13 protein-coding genes are annotated in these 16,566 nt (G+C 64.9%); 1 reads left to right on the top strand and 12 read right to left on the bottom strand.

The features are described from left to right. Positions 1–145: 145 nt before the first annotated feature. On the top strand, positions 146–949 hold the full coding sequence (locus FHR97_RS13230) for an SDR family NAD(P)-dependent oxidoreductase (RefSeq protein WP_183384285.1): 804 nt from the start codon (positions 146–148) through the stop codon (positions 947–949). Positions 950–973: 24 nt separating this feature from the next. Here FHR97_RS13230 and FHR97_RS13225 read toward each other — a convergent pair whose 3' ends face one another. The 12 genes from FHR97_RS13225 to glnE all read right to left on the bottom strand — a co-directional run bounded on the left by FHR97_RS13225 (position 974) and on the right by glnE (position 16,565). Continuing rightward, positions 974–2,746 (bottom strand): extracellular solute-binding protein, encoded by a 1,773-nt coding sequence (locus FHR97_RS13225; protein WP_183384284.1) that lies wholly within the window; start codon positions 2,744–2,746, stop codon positions 974–976. Between the two features lie 81 nt (positions 2,747–2,827). Then, positions 2,828–3,565 (bottom strand): sulfite exporter TauE/SafE family protein, encoded by a 738-nt coding sequence (locus tag FHR97_RS13220; RefSeq protein ID WP_183384283.1) that lies wholly within the window; start codon positions 3,563–3,565, stop codon positions 2,828–2,830. Positions 3,566–3,649: 84 nt separating this feature from the next. Continuing rightward, positions 3,650–4,240 carry a malonic semialdehyde reductase gene (locus tag FHR97_RS13215; RefSeq protein ID WP_183384282.1) on the bottom strand — a complete coding sequence of 197 codons (591 nt, stop codon included), beginning with the start codon at positions 4,238–4,240 and terminating at the stop codon, positions 3,650–3,652. A gap of 41 nt (positions 4,241–4,281) precedes the next feature. Beyond that, on the bottom strand, positions 4,282–5,145 hold the full coding sequence (locus FHR97_RS13210) for an intradiol ring-cleavage dioxygenase (protein ID WP_183384281.1): 864 nt from the start codon (positions 5,143–5,145) through the stop codon (positions 4,282–4,284). A 4-nt stretch (positions 5,146–5,149) separates the two neighbouring features. Then, entirely contained in the window at positions 5,150–6,067 is a 918-nt protein-coding gene (locus FHR97_RS13205; protein ID WP_183384280.1) for an NAD(P)-dependent oxidoreductase, read from the bottom strand. Continuing rightward, positions 6,064–7,431 carry an amidohydrolase family protein gene (locus tag FHR97_RS13200; RefSeq protein ID WP_183384279.1) on the bottom strand — a complete coding sequence of 456 codons (1,368 nt, stop codon included), beginning with the start codon at positions 7,429–7,431 and terminating at the stop codon, positions 6,064–6,066. Before FHR97_RS13200 ends, FHR97_RS13205 begins: the two co-directional genes overlap by 4 nt. Further along, positions 7,428–8,507, bottom strand: coding sequence for a maleylacetate reductase (locus tag FHR97_RS13195; protein ID WP_183384278.1), 1,080 nt, complete (start codon positions 8,505–8,507; stop codon positions 7,428–7,430). Before FHR97_RS13195 ends, FHR97_RS13200 begins: the two co-directional genes overlap by 4 nt. Positions 8,508–8,547: 40 nt before the next feature. After that, positions 8,548–10,131, bottom strand: coding sequence for a sugar ABC transporter ATP-binding protein (locus FHR97_RS13190; RefSeq protein WP_183384277.1), 1,584 nt, complete (start codon positions 10,129–10,131; stop codon positions 8,548–8,550). Beyond that, positions 10,128–11,087 (bottom strand): ABC transporter permease, encoded by a 960-nt coding sequence (locus tag FHR97_RS13185; RefSeq protein WP_183384276.1) that lies wholly within the window; start codon positions 11,085–11,087, stop codon positions 10,128–10,130. Before FHR97_RS13185 ends, FHR97_RS13190 begins: the two co-directional genes overlap by 4 nt. A gap of 13 nt (positions 11,088–11,100) precedes the next feature. Then, on the bottom strand, positions 11,101–12,111 hold the full coding sequence (locus FHR97_RS13180) for an ABC transporter permease (protein ID WP_246403995.1): 1,011 nt from the start codon (positions 12,109–12,111) through the stop codon (positions 11,101–11,103). Between the two features lie 197 nt (positions 12,112–12,308). Beyond that, on the bottom strand, positions 12,309–13,313 hold the full coding sequence (locus tag FHR97_RS13175; protein WP_246403993.1) for a sugar ABC transporter substrate-binding protein: 1,005 nt from the start codon (positions 13,311–13,313) through the stop codon (positions 12,309–12,311). Positions 13,314–13,580: 267 nt separating this feature from the next. Continuing rightward, positions 13,581–16,565, bottom strand: a complete 2,985-nt coding sequence (gene glnE / locus FHR97_RS13170) for a bifunctional [glutamate--ammonia ligase]-adenylyl-L-tyrosine phosphorylase/[glutamate--ammonia-ligase] adenylyltransferase (RefSeq protein ID WP_183384275.1) — start codon at positions 16,563–16,565, stop codon at positions 13,581–13,583. Position 16,566 lies beyond the last annotated feature (1 nt).

Below are 16,566 nucleotides of genomic sequence, written 5' to 3'. Positions count from 1 at the left end.
CGACAATGCGCTTCAGCAAGGCGGCGTGACCCCACCTGCCTCGCTCCGCTTTCGGGGGTAGCGCCTATCACGCCTTCCCCTGGTTCCGTTATCGGCATGGCATATCGTCGTGCCACTGCCATCAACAAGTCCAAGAGGTGACACGATGGATAAGACTCGTCTGGCTGGAAAGCATTGCCTGATCACCGGGGCCGCCCGTGGGATGGGGGCCGCCGTTGCCGAATACTATGCCGCTCAGGGCGCCAAGATCTGCGTAGCGGACCTGAATCTGGAAGGTTGTGAGGAAGTCGTCAAGCGGATCACTGAGAAGGGAGGCCAGGCCATCGCCGTCAAGCTCAACGTGACCGAGCGTGACCAGATGCGGGACGCCGTAAAGGCCACCGTCGAGGCCTTCGGCAGCCTCAACGTGATAGTCAATAACGCCGGCATCAACAAGCCGCTTATGTTTCTCGACATCACCGAGGAGAACTGGCACCAGATCATGGACGTCAATGCAATGGGCTGCCTGATCGGCATGCAGGAAGCCGCCAAGCAGATGATCGCGCAGGGCAAGGAGAATGGTCCCTACAAGATCATCAATGTCGGCTCCATCCTCTCCCGCCAGGCCTTCGACGACGTGGTTCCCTACGCCTGCAGCAAGCATGCCGTGCTGGCCATGATCAATGGCGGCGCCAAGGCGCTTGTGGATCACAACATCACCGTGAATGGTTACGGGCCAGGGGTCGTACGTACCGAGCTGTGGGAACAGCTGGACAAGGACCTGGTCAGCATCGGAAAGTTTGACAAGCAGGGCCAGTCCATGGACGAGCTTGCCGAGAAGATGATCCTGATGAAGCGCTACTCCTATCCGGAAGATGTCGTCGGCACGGCAAGTTTCCTGGCCAGTCCGGAGTCGGACTACATGACCGGCCAGCTGCTGATGATCGATGGCGGCATGATCATGCAGTGACGCCTCGGCACCCCGGGCGATAGCTCAGTAGCACCCCCTGTCGCGCATTACCCGATCGGCCCTGTCCTGCGCCAAGGACAGGGCCCTCTTGATGGAGCGACGCCCGTCGAGCACCTCGAAGATCTCGTGCCCGGCGATACTGATCAGGTCCGTGATGCCCGGCACCGGAGGGCGTGGCCACGCCTGCAGAACGTTCTCCCTGGCCATCCGGTCCACGACGTCGATGATCGGTGACAGCGCCGAGACCTCCGGGTCCTGACTAACGCTGAAGCGCGGGGTCACCAGGCTGCCATTGAGGATATAGAGTTTTGACATGTTGGCTGAGGTCAGGTGACGCAGAGCCGTCCAGACGCTCTCGATACGTTCCTCGGAGAGATTGGCGGGAATGGCCAGGGCATATCCCCCGATCGGGGTGATCGGGCGGCCATGGTTACCGACGGGATGAGGCAGATAGCCGGTCTTCCCCCAGGCCGGTGACTCCCGATTGAATTCGATGAGAGGAGCCAGCAGCGTATAGCAGTAGGCCATGCAGGACTCGCCGGACGCATAGGATTTGGCGCGCTCATACCAGGCCATGTTGAGGATATTGGGTGGCGAGTATTTCAGGATGTCCAGCATGTACTCACAGGCACGAAAAGCCGCATCCGACTGGAACATCGGCCGATACTCCTCGCCCGAAACGTGCTGGAAGTCATAACCCTCCGGGGTGCGCCGAAGATTGATGATCGGCTGGCCGAACTTGGCCATCAGGAAAGTGAAAGTGTGGCCGAGCGGCGTGCCTCTCGCGGCATTCCAGGCAATGCCATACCGCCCCCTGGCGGGATCATACAACCGCCTGGCGACCTTGACCAGCTCCTCGGTGGTCGTCGGGGGATCGAGTTGTGCCTGCTCGAGGAGATCCTTGCGGTAACAGAGCAACTCGGGCGTGGTCTGCAGGGGAATACCGTATTGCCGTCCGTCATAGCGCGTGCTCTGGACGGCAACCGAATGGAAGTCGGAAAGGTCATAGGCATCGCGACGAATGAAGCGGTCGAGGGGCAGCAGCATCCCTTTCGACGCCAGTTCGCCGAACCAGGGAAGGTCACAGGCCACGAGGTCATAGCGAGACTTCGTCCGACCGGCATTGGCAAGAATCGCCTCAAGCAGGTCGTCGATCGACCTGGAAGCGTTGTGAATCTCGAGGCCGAAGACCGATTCCAGCTGCTGTTTCAGGTTATGCATCGCCATGAACGTCGGATCGGCGTGGATGAGCCCACGCAGCCCGCCCTTCAGTTCAAGCCGTGCCGACAGCACCGCCGGCGGCGAGATCACGCGACCCGTCGAGGCCTCGTCAAGGAAGAGTCGTCGGCCGGAGTCCGACGCCGGATCCACACCGAAGAGGGGGCCCAGAAGGCCCTTGATCCGGTGGGCATAGCTCTCCCACTCGTCGATCATCATGGGCGAGGGGTGCAGCGAGACGGTCTTGCCCGATTTCGTCCTGGGGCGTGAAAGGATCAGCCCGCGCTTGATCAGGCTCTCGATCCCGCGCTTGGCGGTGCCGTAGGATAGCCCGGACGCATCCGCGAGCGAGGTGGGCGTCGTCAGTCTCCCGGCCAGGTGGTTGCGCATGAGATGGAGCATCATGTGCATCTCCCGGTAACCGTGGCTCATGGAGAGAGTGTGCTCGGTCTCCCCCTCGAACTTCTCGATGAAGTCGATGAAGCGCGAGAGCTCCGTATTGGAGAGCTTCGGCATCGGCGTCTGGGACAGACTGTCATAGGGGCCCTCCGGATGGCTCTCGTCGGGGAGTTCGCTCATGGTCGCCCTCGGGCTGGAAACGCGCTGATGCATCAAGATAGCGCCGCCTGACGCCCGGCAGCAAACGTGACACCAACGCGGTTATCCCCAGCCGTCGACGATCAGCCGAATGCCCAGCAGGATCAGCAGACCCAGAATGATCCGGAAGAACAGTTCACCGCTCAGCCGCTTCTGGATGACCAGCCCCAGGCGTACTCCCAGCCAGGCCACCGGGATCAGCAGCAGCGCGATGGTGAGGTTCGCGACATTCAGCAGGCCAAGCAGCCCGTAGGGCACCAGCTTGACGAGGTTGGTGGCGGCCAGGAAGACCACGGCCGTTCCCAGGAACTGTTCCTTGGAGAGTCGGCACTGGAGCAGGTAGAAGTTCAGCGGCGGCCCGCCGGCATGGGCGATGAAGCTGGTGAACCCGGCGATCCCCCCACAGAGTCCGCCTATCCAGGCAGGCATCAAACGACCACGGAAGGGCTTGAACAGCCCCCAGAGGCCGAACAGGATCGAGAAGATGCCCAGCAGCACCTTGAGCAGGGCTTCATCGAAGACACCGTAGGTGAGGTAGCCGACCGCCACCCCCAGCACGGCCGGAGGGAACATCAGCCACAGTAGCGAGCCGAGACGATACCGCCACCAGGCCCGCAGACTGAAGACATCCATGACGATCAACAACGGCAGCATGACGGCCACGGCAAAGGTCGGGCTGGCCTTCAGCGAGATCAGGGGCACGGCTACCACCCCGACGCCACCGGCGAAGCCCGACTTCGAGATACCGGTGAGCAGCACCGCCACGACCATCAGGACAATGAACTGCCAGTCATACACCATTTGCGCCTCGTGCTTTGTGGAGGGAATAAAAAAGGGCCGTGAAAACACGGCCCAATTCGGAGGCACCTGCAGTTGTCAGCCTCGTCAGAGGACCTGGCAGACCTCATCGAACTCGAACCGATCCTGGCGCGGGAAGAGCGCCGAGGCATCGCCATACCCCAGGTTACAGAGGAAGTTGCTCTTCACCTTGCCATCGGGGAAGAACTCCTCATCCACGGCGGCATTGTTGAAGCCGGACATTGGCCCCGCACTCAGTCCCAGCGCGCGAGCGGCCAGGATGAAATATCCTCCCTGGATGGAGCTGTTGCGAAAGGCCGTGGTGTTGATGAAGTCGGTCTTGCCCTCGAACAGCGACTTGGCATCCTTGTTGTGGGAAAACATGCGCGGCAGATGCTCGTAAAACTCGGTGTCATAGCCCAGCACGGCGACCACCGGCGACTGCATGGTCTTCTCCTGGTTACCGGGAAGCAGTGCCGGCTTGAGCCTTTCCTTGGCTTCCTGGCTCTTCAGGAAGAGCACGCGAAGGGGCTGGCAGTTCATGGAGGTCGGGCCGAAATGCATCAGGTGATACAGCTTGCGCAGCATCTCCTCGCTGACATCCTGATCCTTCCACACATTGTGGGTGCGTGCCTCGGTGAACAGGGTCTCGACCGCATGGTTGTCGATGATCGTCATGTCGCGTTCCTCTTTCTGGCGGGTTACGTCTTGAGATGGGACTAGCGGCTCGCCTTCAAGCCGAAGTCGTATGTCAGATGGCGGAAGGGAACTTCCATTGACCGTCCATCCGGTGCCCTTCCGGGCGGCAGCCGCTCGTACACCTTGACCAGGGAATCCTTGACCCCGAACACCGCGTCGGAATCCAGGTAGGGATCATCCTCGGCAAATACCTGGGTCACGAGGGTTTCACACCCCTCAGCCATCAGCATGAAATGCACATGGGCCGGTCGGTAGGGGTGGCGTCCGGTCACCTCGAGCATCTTGCCGACGGGGCCGTCGGTGGGAATCGGATAGGGCGCCGGGGTCACGGTCCAGAAGGCATAGCGACCCTGGTCGTCGGTGGTGAACCGAGCCCGCAGCGACGCACTCTCGAGCTCCTTCTGGACGTCATAGAAGCCTTCGCTGTCGGACTGCCAGACGTCGATGACGACATTGGCCAGTGGCTGGCCGAGTTCGTCGTGGACCCGTCCCTCCACGAAGAAGGGCTCGCCTTCGACGTTCCAGTCGATCGACTCGCCCTGGGAGGCCTGGGGCGGATCGGCGACGTAGAAGGGGCCGAGCACCGTGCTCTCCGACACCATGGGGTCCGAGCTCTGGTGGTTGAGGGCGTCAACCAGCATGGTCACGCCCAGGGTATCGGAGAGCAGAATGAATTCCTGGCGCTGGTCGTCGCACATCTGACCGGTCCGGGTCAGGAAGTCGATGGCCTGGGTCCACTCCTGTTCGGTGGGTTCCACCTCGCGCAGGAAGGCGTGCAAGTGGGTCACCAGGCTGTTCAGGATCGCTTTCAATCGCTCGTCCCGACAGCCGGAGAACTCCTCGATCACGGCATCCGTGATGTTGTTGGCATTCAGGTTGCGCATGGCATTACCCCCTTGCGTCAGCGGTACGCTCGATGGCCGGAAGCCCTGCGAGTCGCTCGGTGTGATGGACCGTGGCGATGTAGTCGTCCTCGCCGTGCCCCGTGCCGATCAGGGAGGCGTAGGCCTCGCGCATCTGGGCGGCGAGAGGCACCGGCACGCCGGCGTCATGGGCACAGCCGAGGATCAGGTCGAGATCCTTGGCCATCTGGGCGGCGGAAAAGGTCGAGGTGAAGTCCCGCTCGCGCAGGGGCGGCACCTTGTACTGGACCATCGGCGAGCCCACCGCGCTGTCGGCGACCAGTTCCAGCATCGCCTCCCACTCGATGTTGCCCTTGCGAGCCATGGTCAGGGCCTCACCCAGCATCCCGGCGCTGACCGCGATCATCAGGTTGATCGCCAGCTTGGCGTAGCGCGCCTGCTCCGCGTCGCCCAGCCAGTACTGGGCCTTGGTGAAGCTCTGCATGACCGGTACGGCCGCCTCCAGCGCCTCCCGCGGACCGGAGACCATGGCCGACAGGGTGCCGGCCTCGGCGGCGACCGGGTTGCCCGACACCGGGCTGCGCAGATAGGCGATGCCCCGGGCCTCGGCGGCCCGGGCCAGCTGCTCTGAGGCCTCGATGCTCACGGTGCTGGTCTCGATCAGCGTGGCACCGGGAGCCATCTGCTCGACCAGCGCCCCCTCCCCCAGGCAGAGACCCAGCAGGGCCCGGTCATCGGGAATCGAGACCAGCACCAGGGAACAACCGTCGACGGTAGTGGCCAGGTCATCCTGGACGACGATGCCGGCCTGCTCGGCCAGGGCCATGCGCTCGGCGCTGAGGTCGAACCCCTGCACGGCATGCCCCGCTTGGGCAATGCGGGCCGCCATGGGCAGGCCGAGTTTGCCCAGGCCCACCCAGGCCACCTTGTATGCGGTTGTCATCGGGCTGTCTCCTCGTGTTGTTGGCGTGTCTGCAGCTCGGCGTAGATGCGATGACCGGACGCCTCCAGCTCGCGCAGGCCATCCGCGACATCGGCCAGCAACCGGCCGTGTCGCTTGTGAAACTGCCCCGCCACCATGACGCTGTCGACATTGGCGAGGCTCGCCTGCATGACGACGCTCGACACCGGATCACTCACCGGCTGCATGTTCAGCAGGCTACTGTCCAGCAATACGAGGTCGGCCTGCTTGCCGGGCGTGAGGCTGCCGATGCGGTCCTCGAGCCCGAGGGCGCGCGCGCCGTCCAGGGTGATCCACTCGAGCGCCTCGCGAGTGCGGATGGTGGAAGTGGCGGGGATCGTGCCCTGCTCGCGGCGCGAGGCGTCGTTGTCCAGCGAGCGCTGCATGCCCAACGCCATGCGCGCCACCGAGAACATGTCGCCCGAGATCACCGATTCGAGATCCACGCCCAGCGACACGACGCCGCCGTGGGGGCGGACATGCCCGGTGATCGGGAAACCGTGCCCCTGGGTCATCTCGTTCTCCGGGGCGATGGAGAAGGTCACGCCCTGCGCACAGAAGCGGGCCAGCTGGCCGTCATCCAGACTCTGGCCGTGAACGATATTGATGTCCGGCCCCAGCAGTCCGCGCTCCTCGATGACATCCCACCCGCCGGGGCTCACGGCCTCGCCGCCGCCCTGGTGCATGGAGGCCACCAGGCCGAACTCCTTGGCGAGCTCGAAGTCGTGGAGGGAGACCTCGAGGGTCGAGTAGTGTGGGCCCAGGATGGCAAGGCCCAGGGTCACGCGCCCTTCCGGATCGCCCAGCGGCCCGGCCAGCAGTCTCTCCACCTCGCCGCGGGGGTGGGGAATCTCGCTGAAATGGGGCTGGCCGGGCTTGGGGGCCGGCTTGGGGGAACCGTGGAAGAACACGGCGCGGATGCCCGCTTCCTGCAACCCCTTCACCGCGGCATCGGTATGCGCCGGCGTGGGGTTGTTGTGGCACCAGTCCCCCAGGGTGGTGGCACCGCAGTTGAGCTGGTTCAGCGCGCCCAGCCGGGTCGCGATATGGATGTCGTCCGGCGTGAACAGCGTCGCCAGGCCGCGATGCACGTGGCCGAAATATTCGAGCAGCGTCCAGTTGGCGGCCACCCCGCGCAGGGCCGTCTGCCAGGTATGCATGTGGGCATTGACCAGCCCCGGCATCAGGATGCCGCCGCGACAGTCGATGATCTCGGCCCCCTCGGCGGACAGGTCATGTCCCACCGCCAGGATGCGGTCGTCTTCCACCAGGACCTGGCCCGAGGTCAGATCCCCGATTTCCGGGTCCAGGGTCAGCACGGTGGCATGGGTCAGCAAGGTCTTCATGCCTCAGTGGCCTCCATGGTCGCGGGGCGGCGGCCGGCGTAGGCATCGTTCAGCAACCGGCGGATGCCGTTGGCCTCGATGTCGCGCGGGTTCCAGTAAGGGTTGGCGGTGGCGATCTCCGTGGCCCGTTCGATGTCGTCCTCCTTGAGACCGATATCACGCAGGGCGAGGGTAGCCCCCACGGATCGTGCCAGGTCATAAAGCCCTCCGGCGGCATCCGCCGCATCCAGCGCCCGCGCGATGCGGGCCATCGCGTCCGGTGCGGCTGTGGCGTTGTAGGCCACGGCATGGGGCAGCACGATGGTGTGGGTCTCGGCATGAGGCAGGTCGAAGGAGCCCCCCAGGGTGTGGCAGAGCTTGTGATGCAGCGACATCCCCACCGAGCCGAGACAGGCGCCGCACAGCCAGGCGCCATAGAGCGCATCGGAGCGGGCGGTGGCATCGGAGGGGGTGCCGGCGATCGTCGGCAGGCTGCGCGCCAGGGCCGCGATGCCCTCTTCCGCCATCAGCGAGACGATCGGGTTGCGGTCCTTGGCATAGAGGGCCTCCACGGCATGCGCGATGGCGTTGATGCCGCTGGTGCCCGACATGCCGACGGGCAGCCCGAGCGTCAGGTCAACGTCATAGATGACCGTCTCGGGCAGTACCTTGAGGGTCCGCTGGGTGGTCTTGAGGCCGTCCTTCGTCTCGCCGAGGATCGGCGTCATCTCGGAACCGGCATAGGTGGTAGGGATGGCGACCTGGGGCAGGTCGGTACGCAGGGCAATGGCCTTGCCGAGCCCGATGGTGGAACCGCCCCCGATGGCCACGACACCATCGGCGCCCAGCGACGCGAGTGCGCGCATCGCTTCCTCGGTGGTCTCCACCGGGGTATGCATCCTGGCCCCGGCGAAGACGTCGGCGCCCAGCTCGCCGAGCTGGACCAGTATCTGGCGGGCCTGGCCTTCCTGCTCAGGCGTGGAGAGTACCAGGACCCGCGAACAGCCCAGCGACCGGACCTCCTCGGCCACCTGGGCCAGGGTGCCCTGGCCGAAGATGACCCGCGACGGCAAGCCATTGTAGGTGAATGGCATCATGATGTTGTCCTCGTTGGTTGGGTGAACGCCAAGGTGGGTGTCAGGCGGCAGGATGACCCGCCGTCGAGCCGGTACCGCTCTGGCCCGTCACCGGCTGCCCGGTGATGGCCTGCACCAGCACATCCTCGGAGACGGCATCGCCGTCGAACTCGGCGGTCACTCGCCCGTCGTACATGGCGATGATGCGATTGCTGACGCCCAGCACCTCGGGCATCTCCGAGGAGATCACCAGGACCGCATAGCCGGTATTGGCCAGCTCCTTGATCAGCGCATGGATCTCCGCCTTGGAGCCGACATCGATGCCACGGGTGGGCTCGTCGAGGATCAGCAGCTTGGGATGGGTATGCAGCCACTTGCCGATGACGATCTTCTGCTGGTTGCCGCCGCTCAGGTTGCCGACCTTCTGTCGCCAGCTGGGCGTCTTGATCTTCATCGCCTGCTGATACTTGTCGTAGACGCGCTTCTCGGCAGCGGTCTTCATGAACCCCCGCCAGGAAACGCTTTGCAGGCCCGCGAGCGTCATGTTGTCGCGACAGTTCATCCCGAGGATCAGCCCCTGGTCCTTGCGATCCTCCGGTACCAGCGCGATCCCCTCGGCGACCGCATCATGGGAAGACCGCAACTGGGCGACGTGGCCGTCGAGCAGTATCTCGCCCGAGCAAGGCTTGCGCAGGCCGAAGATGGTTTCCGCCACCTCGGAACGCCCGGCCCCGACCAGGCCGTACATGCCGACGATCTCGCCCTTGCGGACGTTGAAGCTGACATCCTCGAACACCCCGTCGACGCTGAGGCCCCGCAGCTCCAGCATGTTCTCGCCGAAATCCTTCGGCTTGCTGGCATGATCGAGTTCGAGGCTGCGGCCGATCATCAGCTTGGTAACCTCATCCTCGTTGGTATCGGCGGTGTTCACCGTGCCGTTGTACTCGCCGTCCCTGAGCACCGAGATCCGTTGAGAGAGATGGAAGATCTCGTCCATGCGGTGGGAGATATAGACGATGCCCACCCCCTGCTCTCGCAGCGTATTGATGATGTCGTAGAGCACCGGCTTCTCGTGGTCGGTGAGCGACGCCGTCGGCTCATCGAAGACCACGATCTTGGGGGTGAAGACGAGCGCCCGGGCGATCTCGACCATCTGCTTCTTGGCGATGGAGAGGTCGCTCACCATGTCCTTCGAACTGAAGGAACACTTGAGACGATCGAGAATCTCGGTACTTTCCCGGTGCAGGGTCTTCCAGTCGACCCAGTTGCCCCATTTCTTGGGGAGGCTACCCAGGAAGATGTTCTCGGCCACCGACATCTCCGGCACCAGCGACTGCTCCTGGTGGATCAGCACGATGCCACTCTTCTTGGCCCGCTTGGGGGTATCGAAGACTTTCTCTTCCCCCTCGAGCAGGATCTGGCCGCCGTTGGGCTTGTGCTTGCCGGCCAGTACCTTCATCAGCGTGGACTTGCCGGCCCCGTTCTCGCCGAGCAGGGCATGGACCTCGCCTGCCCGGACATCGAAGCTGACCTTGTTGAGCGCGATCACTCCCGGGAATTTCTTGGTGATATCGACCAGCGACAGGATCGGGGTCTCCCCCCGTCCAGGGGTCCGCGGGGTCTGTGTCCTGACTGCGGTGCTCATGCCTGCACCCCCTTGGAAGACTTGACGTTGATCTTCTGGTCGATGATCAGCACGGAGATAAGGATCACACCGAGGATGACCAGCACGTAAAAGGCCGGCACCTGCATCATGTTCATGCCGTTGCGCAGGATCCCGATGGCCAGCACGCCCCCGAGAGTGCCGGTGATGCTGCCGAAGCCGCCGGTGAGCTTGGTACCGCCGAGCACCACGGCGGTGATCGTCCAGAGCTCGTAGTCCCGGCCGAGGTTGGGTGTCGAGGCCCCCATCTGGGTGGCCAGCAGGACACCGGCCAGGGCCGCGAAGAAGCCGACGATCATGAAGTTGATCATCATGTTGCGGCCGATGCGGATGCCGGCATCCAGGGCCGCTTCGGGGTTGCCGCCCACGGCGAAGGTGTTGCGGCCATGGCCGGTCTTCTTGAGCACCAGGTGCATCACCAGGGTGCAGGCCAGGAAGATGATGGCCAGCACGGGGATGGGGCCGATGGCACTGGCACCGAAGTCGGAGAAGGCGAAGTTGCTGGCGTAGAAGGACTGTTCCTCGGTGTAGACGAAGATCAACCCTCGCACCCCGATCATCGCCCCCAGGGTGACGATGAAGGCGTTGACCCCGGTCTTCCAGACGAGCAGGCCGTTGAGGGCACCCAGCACCACGCCCGCAGTGATGGCGGCGAGCACTGCCACCACCAGGCCGTGGTCCTGCAGGCCCACCGAGAGGGACGCCGCCAGTCCCAGGGTCGCCCCCACGGAGAGGTCGATGTTGCCGTTGATCATCACGTAGGTCATGCCCAGGGCGATGAGCCCGATGGTGGAGGTCTGGACGAGGATGTTGGTCAGATTGCCCACCGACAGGAAGTAGTCTGACATGACGCTGAAGAAGACGGTGATGGCGATGACGAAGATCCAGATCGGCTGGATGGCCGCACCGCCGCTCATGAAGCGTTTCATATCGATCATGGTGTTCACCCTGTCAGGAGTGGCGGGTCAGCAGACGCTTGCGCTTGTTGGCAAGGTCCAGCCATACCGCGAGGATGATGATGACCCAGGTCACGAGCCACTGGGTGTAGTAGGGGTAGCCCAGCAGCAACAGGCCGTTCTGGATGAAGCCAAGGATCAGCACCCCGATGACCGTCTTCCAGATACTGCCGGCGCCGCCCAGCAGGCTGGTCCCGCCGAGGATGATCCCGGCCAGCACGAGCAACTCGTAGCCCTGCCCCACGTTGTTCTGGGAACCCATCACGCGCGAGCCGAGCACCAGGGCGGCACAGGCCACACAGAAGGCCGAGGTCAGATAGGTGCTGAACACGCACCAGTTCTTGCGGATACCGGAATAGACGGCCGCCACGGGATTGCCACCGATGGCGAAGATGCGTCGGCCGTAGCCGGTGAAGGACATGACGACCTGGACGATGACGGCCAGCAGGGCGAAGATGATGACCGGTACCGCGATGCCCAGCAGGTACCCCTGACCGAACACGCTGAACCATGTCTCGCTCTGATTGGCGATGTCGACGTTCTGGCCACCGCTGTAGATCAGCACCAGGCCCTGAATCGCCGAGAGCATCGCCAGGGTGACGATCAGCGAATTGAGCCGCATGAACCCCACCAGAAAGCCGTTCACGGCTCCGAGCATCAGGGTCAGTGCGAACATCACCAGGATGGCACCGACCGGACCGATCTTGTCATGGAGATCCACCACCAGGACGGTGGCGAACGACAGCATCGAGCCTACCGAGAGGTCGAGGTTCCCGCCGATGATCACCACGGTCACGCCGACCGCGATGATACCGATGATCGAGGCCTGTCGGACCACCGTCATGATATTCGACTGGGAAAGAAACTGTTCGGAAAATAGCGAGAATGCCAGCATGCAGATCAGGAAGAACACCAGGATTCCCTGAGCCGAGAGGAAGTTCAGGAGACCGGCCTTGTGTGTCTTGCTGAGCATGAAGCCTTGCTTGATGTGTTCTGCAGAAGCCATGTCACTCACCTGTATGGGCGCAACCTTGTTCCGAAGGTCACCGGTTGTCCGTCCAGCGCGCTGACTTTCCCGATACGGCTTCGCTGCCGGGAAAGAGCAGAGCACTGCAGGGCCATCCAGCATGGCCAACGGACTGTCTTTGACGGAGCGCTACGGCGCATGAGGAACAGAGACCTCATGCGCCTCGGCGGGAGCCTTCAGAACACCGGCTTGTCGAACTCGGCCAGGTTGTCGGCCGTAATCTTGGGGGTCTCGAAGAAGTTCATCTTCGGCACCTCCTTTCCCTCCAGGACATCGAGTGCCGTCTGGAGAGCCGCTTCGGCGTCATCCACCGGGGACTGATAGATGGAGCCGTAGTACTCGCCACGCTCGATGGCCTCATAACCCACGGCAAAGTTGGTGGCGCCGATGAAGGCGATATCTCCTGCCCGGCCGGCACTCTTGGCCGCATTCAGGGCGCCGACGCCCATGTTGTCGTCCCCGGCATAGACACCATCGATGTCGTCGTACTTGGTGAGGAAATTCTCCATGACCCGCTGGGCCTTCTCGCGGTTCCAGTCAGCGGGTTGGGTCTCGAGGATCTCGACGTCGGGACAGGCCTCGGCAAGCCGGTCCTCGAACCCCTTCGAGCGTTCCATGGCAGTGGTGTAGCCGGGTTGCCCGGCGATCTGGACGATCTGACCCTCTCCATCCAGGGCCTCGCACATCATTTCGGCGGAGGAAGCACCCTGCTGGACATTGTCGGGGCCCGAGAAGGCGGCAATGTAATCGAGCCCGGCCTCGGCGATCTTGGAGTTGGTGACCACGACGGGGATACCCGCCCGGTGGGCCTGGCGGATGGTCGGGATCACCGCCTGGCCATTGGTAGGCCATATGATGATGGCATCGACACGCTGCTGGATCAGGTTGCGAACCTGACCAATCTGGCGGGCCACATCGCCGCCGGCATCCAGCACCACCACGTCGACGTTATCGAGCTCATCGGCGGCATTCTCGAAGGCGCTTTCGTAGGTGGTCTGGTAGCTGTCGACGCCGACATTGTTCTGGGTGATGCCGATACGGTAGGTCTGTTCTGCCTGGACAAGGCCTGCCGATAACATCATCACACTGGTCGCTAGCGCTGTTTTGTAGAACATGGTGTCACCTGCATTGTTGTAGTCGTGCTCTGAACGATTCGCTCCGGGGAGTTCATCGGGTGTCATGCAGCTTATGGGCGGCCCTTGATCCCCGGCAACGCGACCATCCATGAGAAATGACCAATCTGGTTATTTTGCCGTCGGCCGGCGGCGGCGGTGACAGGCGCCGCCAGCGAGGGTCTAGCCGGCGCCTGTCACCGGCATAAAGGCATTCGCCGTAACAGCAAGGTGAGCGGCCGGACAGTGACCCGGAAGAAGTGCGCCCCGCCTGTCATCGACAGCCGGGGCGCAGCGTGAACCGGGAGGGATAGTCGCGGTGTCGGGTAGGCTCGCTCAGTCGCCGTCCGGCTCGAGCAGTCGTTCCCAGACGGCGATCACCGCCTGGCGATGGGCCTGGAAGTCGGCGTTGCGGCCGCGTGCGGGGTCGCGGGTCAGGGCCGAGCGGTGGGCCGCGGTGCGACAGGCGAGGTAGGCCTCACGCAGCCGGCGGCAGTCGTCGGCCGGCAGTCGCCCGCTGGCCTCCAGGGTCTCGAGGATGCGCATGTTGTCGCTGTAGGTCAGCAGCTCCGGCGTCTCGTGGCCCATGGAGAGCACCGCGAACTGGCACAGGAACTCGATGTCGACCATGCCCCCCGGGTCATGCTTGAGGTCGAAGTCGTCGCCCTCGCCGTTGCCGGCCAGGTGGTCACGCATCTTGTGGCGCATCGCCACCACCTCCTCGCGCAGCGCCTCGAGGTCGCGCTGTCGGCCGAGGATCTCGCGGCGGATCTCGGAGAAGCGCTCCGCCAGTGCCTCGTGGCCCGCCACCACCCGGGCCCGTACCAGCGCCTGGTGCTCCCAGGTCCAGGCCTCGCGGCGCTGGTAGTCGGCGAAGGCCTCCAGGCTCGAGACCAGCAGCCCCGCGTTGCCGGACGGGCGCAGGCGCATGTCCACCTCATAGAGGCTGCCCGCGGGGGTCACGGCGGTGAGCAGGTGGATGATGCGCTGGCCGAGCCGAGTGAAGAAGACCGCGTTGTCGATGGGCCGCGCCCCGTCGGTGCTGCCCTGTCCCGCGCCATCGTGGAGGAACACCAGGTCCAGGTCGGAGCCGTAGCCCAGCTCGATGCCGCCGAGCTTGCCGTAGCCGACGATCAGGAACTCCGGTACCTGGCCGCAGCGCCCACCATCGCGCCGCTCGGGGACGCCATGCTTGCGGGTGAGGTGCTTCCAGGCCATGGCCAGCACCGTCTGGAGGATCACCTCGGCGATATGGGTCAGGTAGTCGCTGACCTTCATCAGGTGGCGGGTGCCGGCGATGTCGGAGGCGGCCACGTGCAGCACCTGGGCGTGCTTGAAGACCCGCAGCGCCTCGAGCTGGGCCTCCTCGTCGTCCTCGGGGAGGCGCCCCAGCGCCTGGCGCAGCTCGTCGGCGAGCCGTGCCTTGTCAGCCGGGGTATAGAGGGTGTCCGGCGTCAGCAGCTCGTCGAGCAGAATGGGGTGGCGGGCCAGTTGCTCGGCGATCCAGGGGCTGGCGCTGCACAGCCGCATCAGGTGCTCCAGCGCATCGGGATTCTCGCGCAACAGGGCCAGGTAGGCGGTCCGCCGCAGCACGGCCTCGACCAGCGGCAGGACCCGCTCCAGGGCGGTGTCCGGCGCCTCGCTGGCGGCCACGGCATCGAGCAGCAGCGGCATCAGCGCATCGAGCCGCTCGAAGCCGATGCGCTGCATGGCCTGCACTTGCCGGGAGTGGCGCAGGGCCCGTAGCCGGCGTTGGCCGGCCGAGGCGTCGCCGAAACCGGCCTCCTCCAGCCGGGACTCGGCCTCCTGCTCGGGGAGCTCGTCGCGCCACAGGGCCCGCCACTCGTCCAGTTCGACCTCCCCTGCACCGGTGGACGCGGCCGCCTCCTCGGCCTCCTCCTCGGGCTCGGCGATCACCGCGTCGAAGTGGCACCGCACTCGGGCGCGGACCTCGTCGAGCCGCGCCATGACCGCGGGCCAGTCCTCCGTGTCCAGGGCCAGGGCGACCCGCTCGCGATCCACCTCCTCGACCGGCAGGCTCTGGGTCTGGCGGTCCTCCAGGGCCTGGAGGATATGCTCGATGTCACGCAAGAAGACGTAGTCGGGGGTCAGCTCGTCGACCACCTCCTCGGGCAGCAGCCCCAGCGCCGGCAGGCGCTCCAGGGCGGTCCTCAGGGAGGTCACCTGCAGCTCGGTGTCGCGCCCGCCGCGGATCAGCTGGAAGGCCTGGACCACGAACTCCACCTCGCGGATGCCGCCGGGACCGAGCTTGATGTTGCCTTGCATGCCGCGGCGGCGTACCTCGCGGTTGATCATCGACTTGAGCTCGCGCAGCGACTCGATGGCGCCGAAGTCGAGGTACTTGCGGTAGACGAAGGGGCGGACGCTGGCCAGCAGCTCGGCGCCGGCGCCCAGGTCGCCGGCCACCGGCCGCGCCTTGAGCATGGCGTAGCGCTCCCACTCGCGGCCCTGGTCCTGGTAGTAGCCGGCCAGCGAGGCGAAGCTGCCGACCAGCGGCCCGCCGTCGCCCAGCGGACGCAGACGCATGTCGACGCGGAAGGCGAAGCCGTCGGCGGTCACGGCGTCCAGGGCGGTGATCAGCTTCTGGCCGAGCTTGGTGAAGTACTCCTGGTGCTCGAGGGCCTTGCGCCCGCCCTCGGTCTCGCCCTTCTCGGGGAAGGCGAAGATCAGGTCGATGTCGGAGGACAGGTTCAGCTCGCCGGCCCCGAGCTTGCCCATGCCGAGCACCACCAGGCGCTGCTCGCTGCCGTCGGCCCGGGTCGCGGGGCGCCCCCAGCGGGGTGCGAAATGGGTCTCGAGCCAGTCCAGGGCCAGCTCCAGGCAGGCCTCCGCCAGTTGGGTGACGGCCGTCGCCGTGGCCCACATGTCGATGCCCGGCGGGCGCGTCAGATCTCGCCAGACGATGCCCAGCATGCGCGCCCGGCGAAAGCGGCGGATAGCGGCGTGCAGGGCCGCCTCGTCGTCGGCGGCCTCCAGGCGCTCGGCGAGGGTCTCGCGCAGGGCCTCCGGGGCCGGCGTGGCCTCCAGTTCGCCGGCGGCGTCCAGGTGGACCAGCCAGTCGGGGTGGCGGATCAGCGTCTCGCCGGCGAAGTCGGAGACGGCGAGCACCCGCGCCAGTTGCTCGCGACGGGTCGCCGAGAGCGCCGACCAGGTCTCGCCGGGGCCTTCCTGGTCCTGCATCGATGCCAGGTCGTCGGCCTGCTCGAGGGATGCCCCGAGGCGCTCCCAGGCGTGTCGCAACGGTGCCACCAGCGGCTCGGGAATGGCATCCAGCGGCAGGAAGTCATCGGGCAGGGCCATG

The organism is Halomonas stenophila (assembly GCF_014192275.1).
Taxonomy (GTDB): domain Bacteria; phylum Pseudomonadota; class Gammaproteobacteria; order Pseudomonadales; family Halomonadaceae; genus Halomonas; species Halomonas stenophila.
This window is presented reverse-complemented; position numbering and strand designations above follow the sequence as displayed.

Bases quoted from the DNA above. Each gene is read 5' to 3' on its own strand.
- FHR97_RS13180 (WP_246403995.1), bottom strand. From the start codon at position 12,111: ATGGCTTCTGCAGAACACATCAAGCAAGGCTTCATGCTCAGCAAGACA.
- glnE (WP_183384275.1), bottom strand. From the start codon at position 16,565: ATGGCCCTGCCCGATGACTTCCTGCCGCTGGATGCCATTCCCGAGCCG.
- FHR97_RS13210 (WP_183384281.1), bottom strand. From the start codon at position 5,145: ATGCGCAACCTGAATGCCAACAACATCACGGATGCCGTGATCGAGGAG.
- FHR97_RS13200 (WP_183384279.1), bottom strand. From the start codon at position 7,431: ATGAAGACCTTGCTGACCCATGCCACCGTGCTGACCCTGGACCCGGAA.
- FHR97_RS13225 (WP_183384284.1), bottom strand. From the start codon at position 2,746: ATGAGCGAACTCCCCGACGAGAGCCATCCGGAGGGCCCCTATGACAGT.
- FHR97_RS13220 (WP_183384283.1), bottom strand. From the start codon at position 3,565: ATGGTGTATGACTGGCAGTTCATTGTCCTGATGGTCGTGGCGGTGCTG.
- FHR97_RS13185 (WP_183384276.1), bottom strand. From the start codon at position 11,087: ATGATCGATATGAAACGCTTCATGAGCGGCGGTGCGGCCATCCAGCCG.
- FHR97_RS13215 (WP_183384282.1), bottom strand. From the start codon at position 4,240: ATGACGATCATCGACAACCATGCGGTCGAGACCCTGTTCACCGAGGCA.
- FHR97_RS13175 (WP_246403993.1), bottom strand. From the start codon at position 13,313: ATGACACCCGATGAACTCCCCGGAGCGAATCGTTCAGAGCACGACTAC.
- FHR97_RS13190 (WP_183384277.1), bottom strand. From the start codon at position 10,131: ATGAGCACCGCAGTCAGGACACAGACCCCGCGGACCCCTGGACGGGGG.
- FHR97_RS13230 (WP_183384285.1), top strand. From the start codon at position 146: ATGGATAAGACTCGTCTGGCTGGAAAGCATTGCCTGATCACCGGGGCC.
- FHR97_RS13205 (WP_183384280.1), bottom strand. From the start codon at position 6,067: ATGACAACCGCATACAAGGTGGCCTGGGTGGGCCTGGGCAAACTCGGC.
- FHR97_RS13195 (WP_183384278.1), bottom strand. From the start codon at position 8,507: ATGATGCCATTCACCTACAATGGCTTGCCGTCGCGGGTCATCTTCGGC.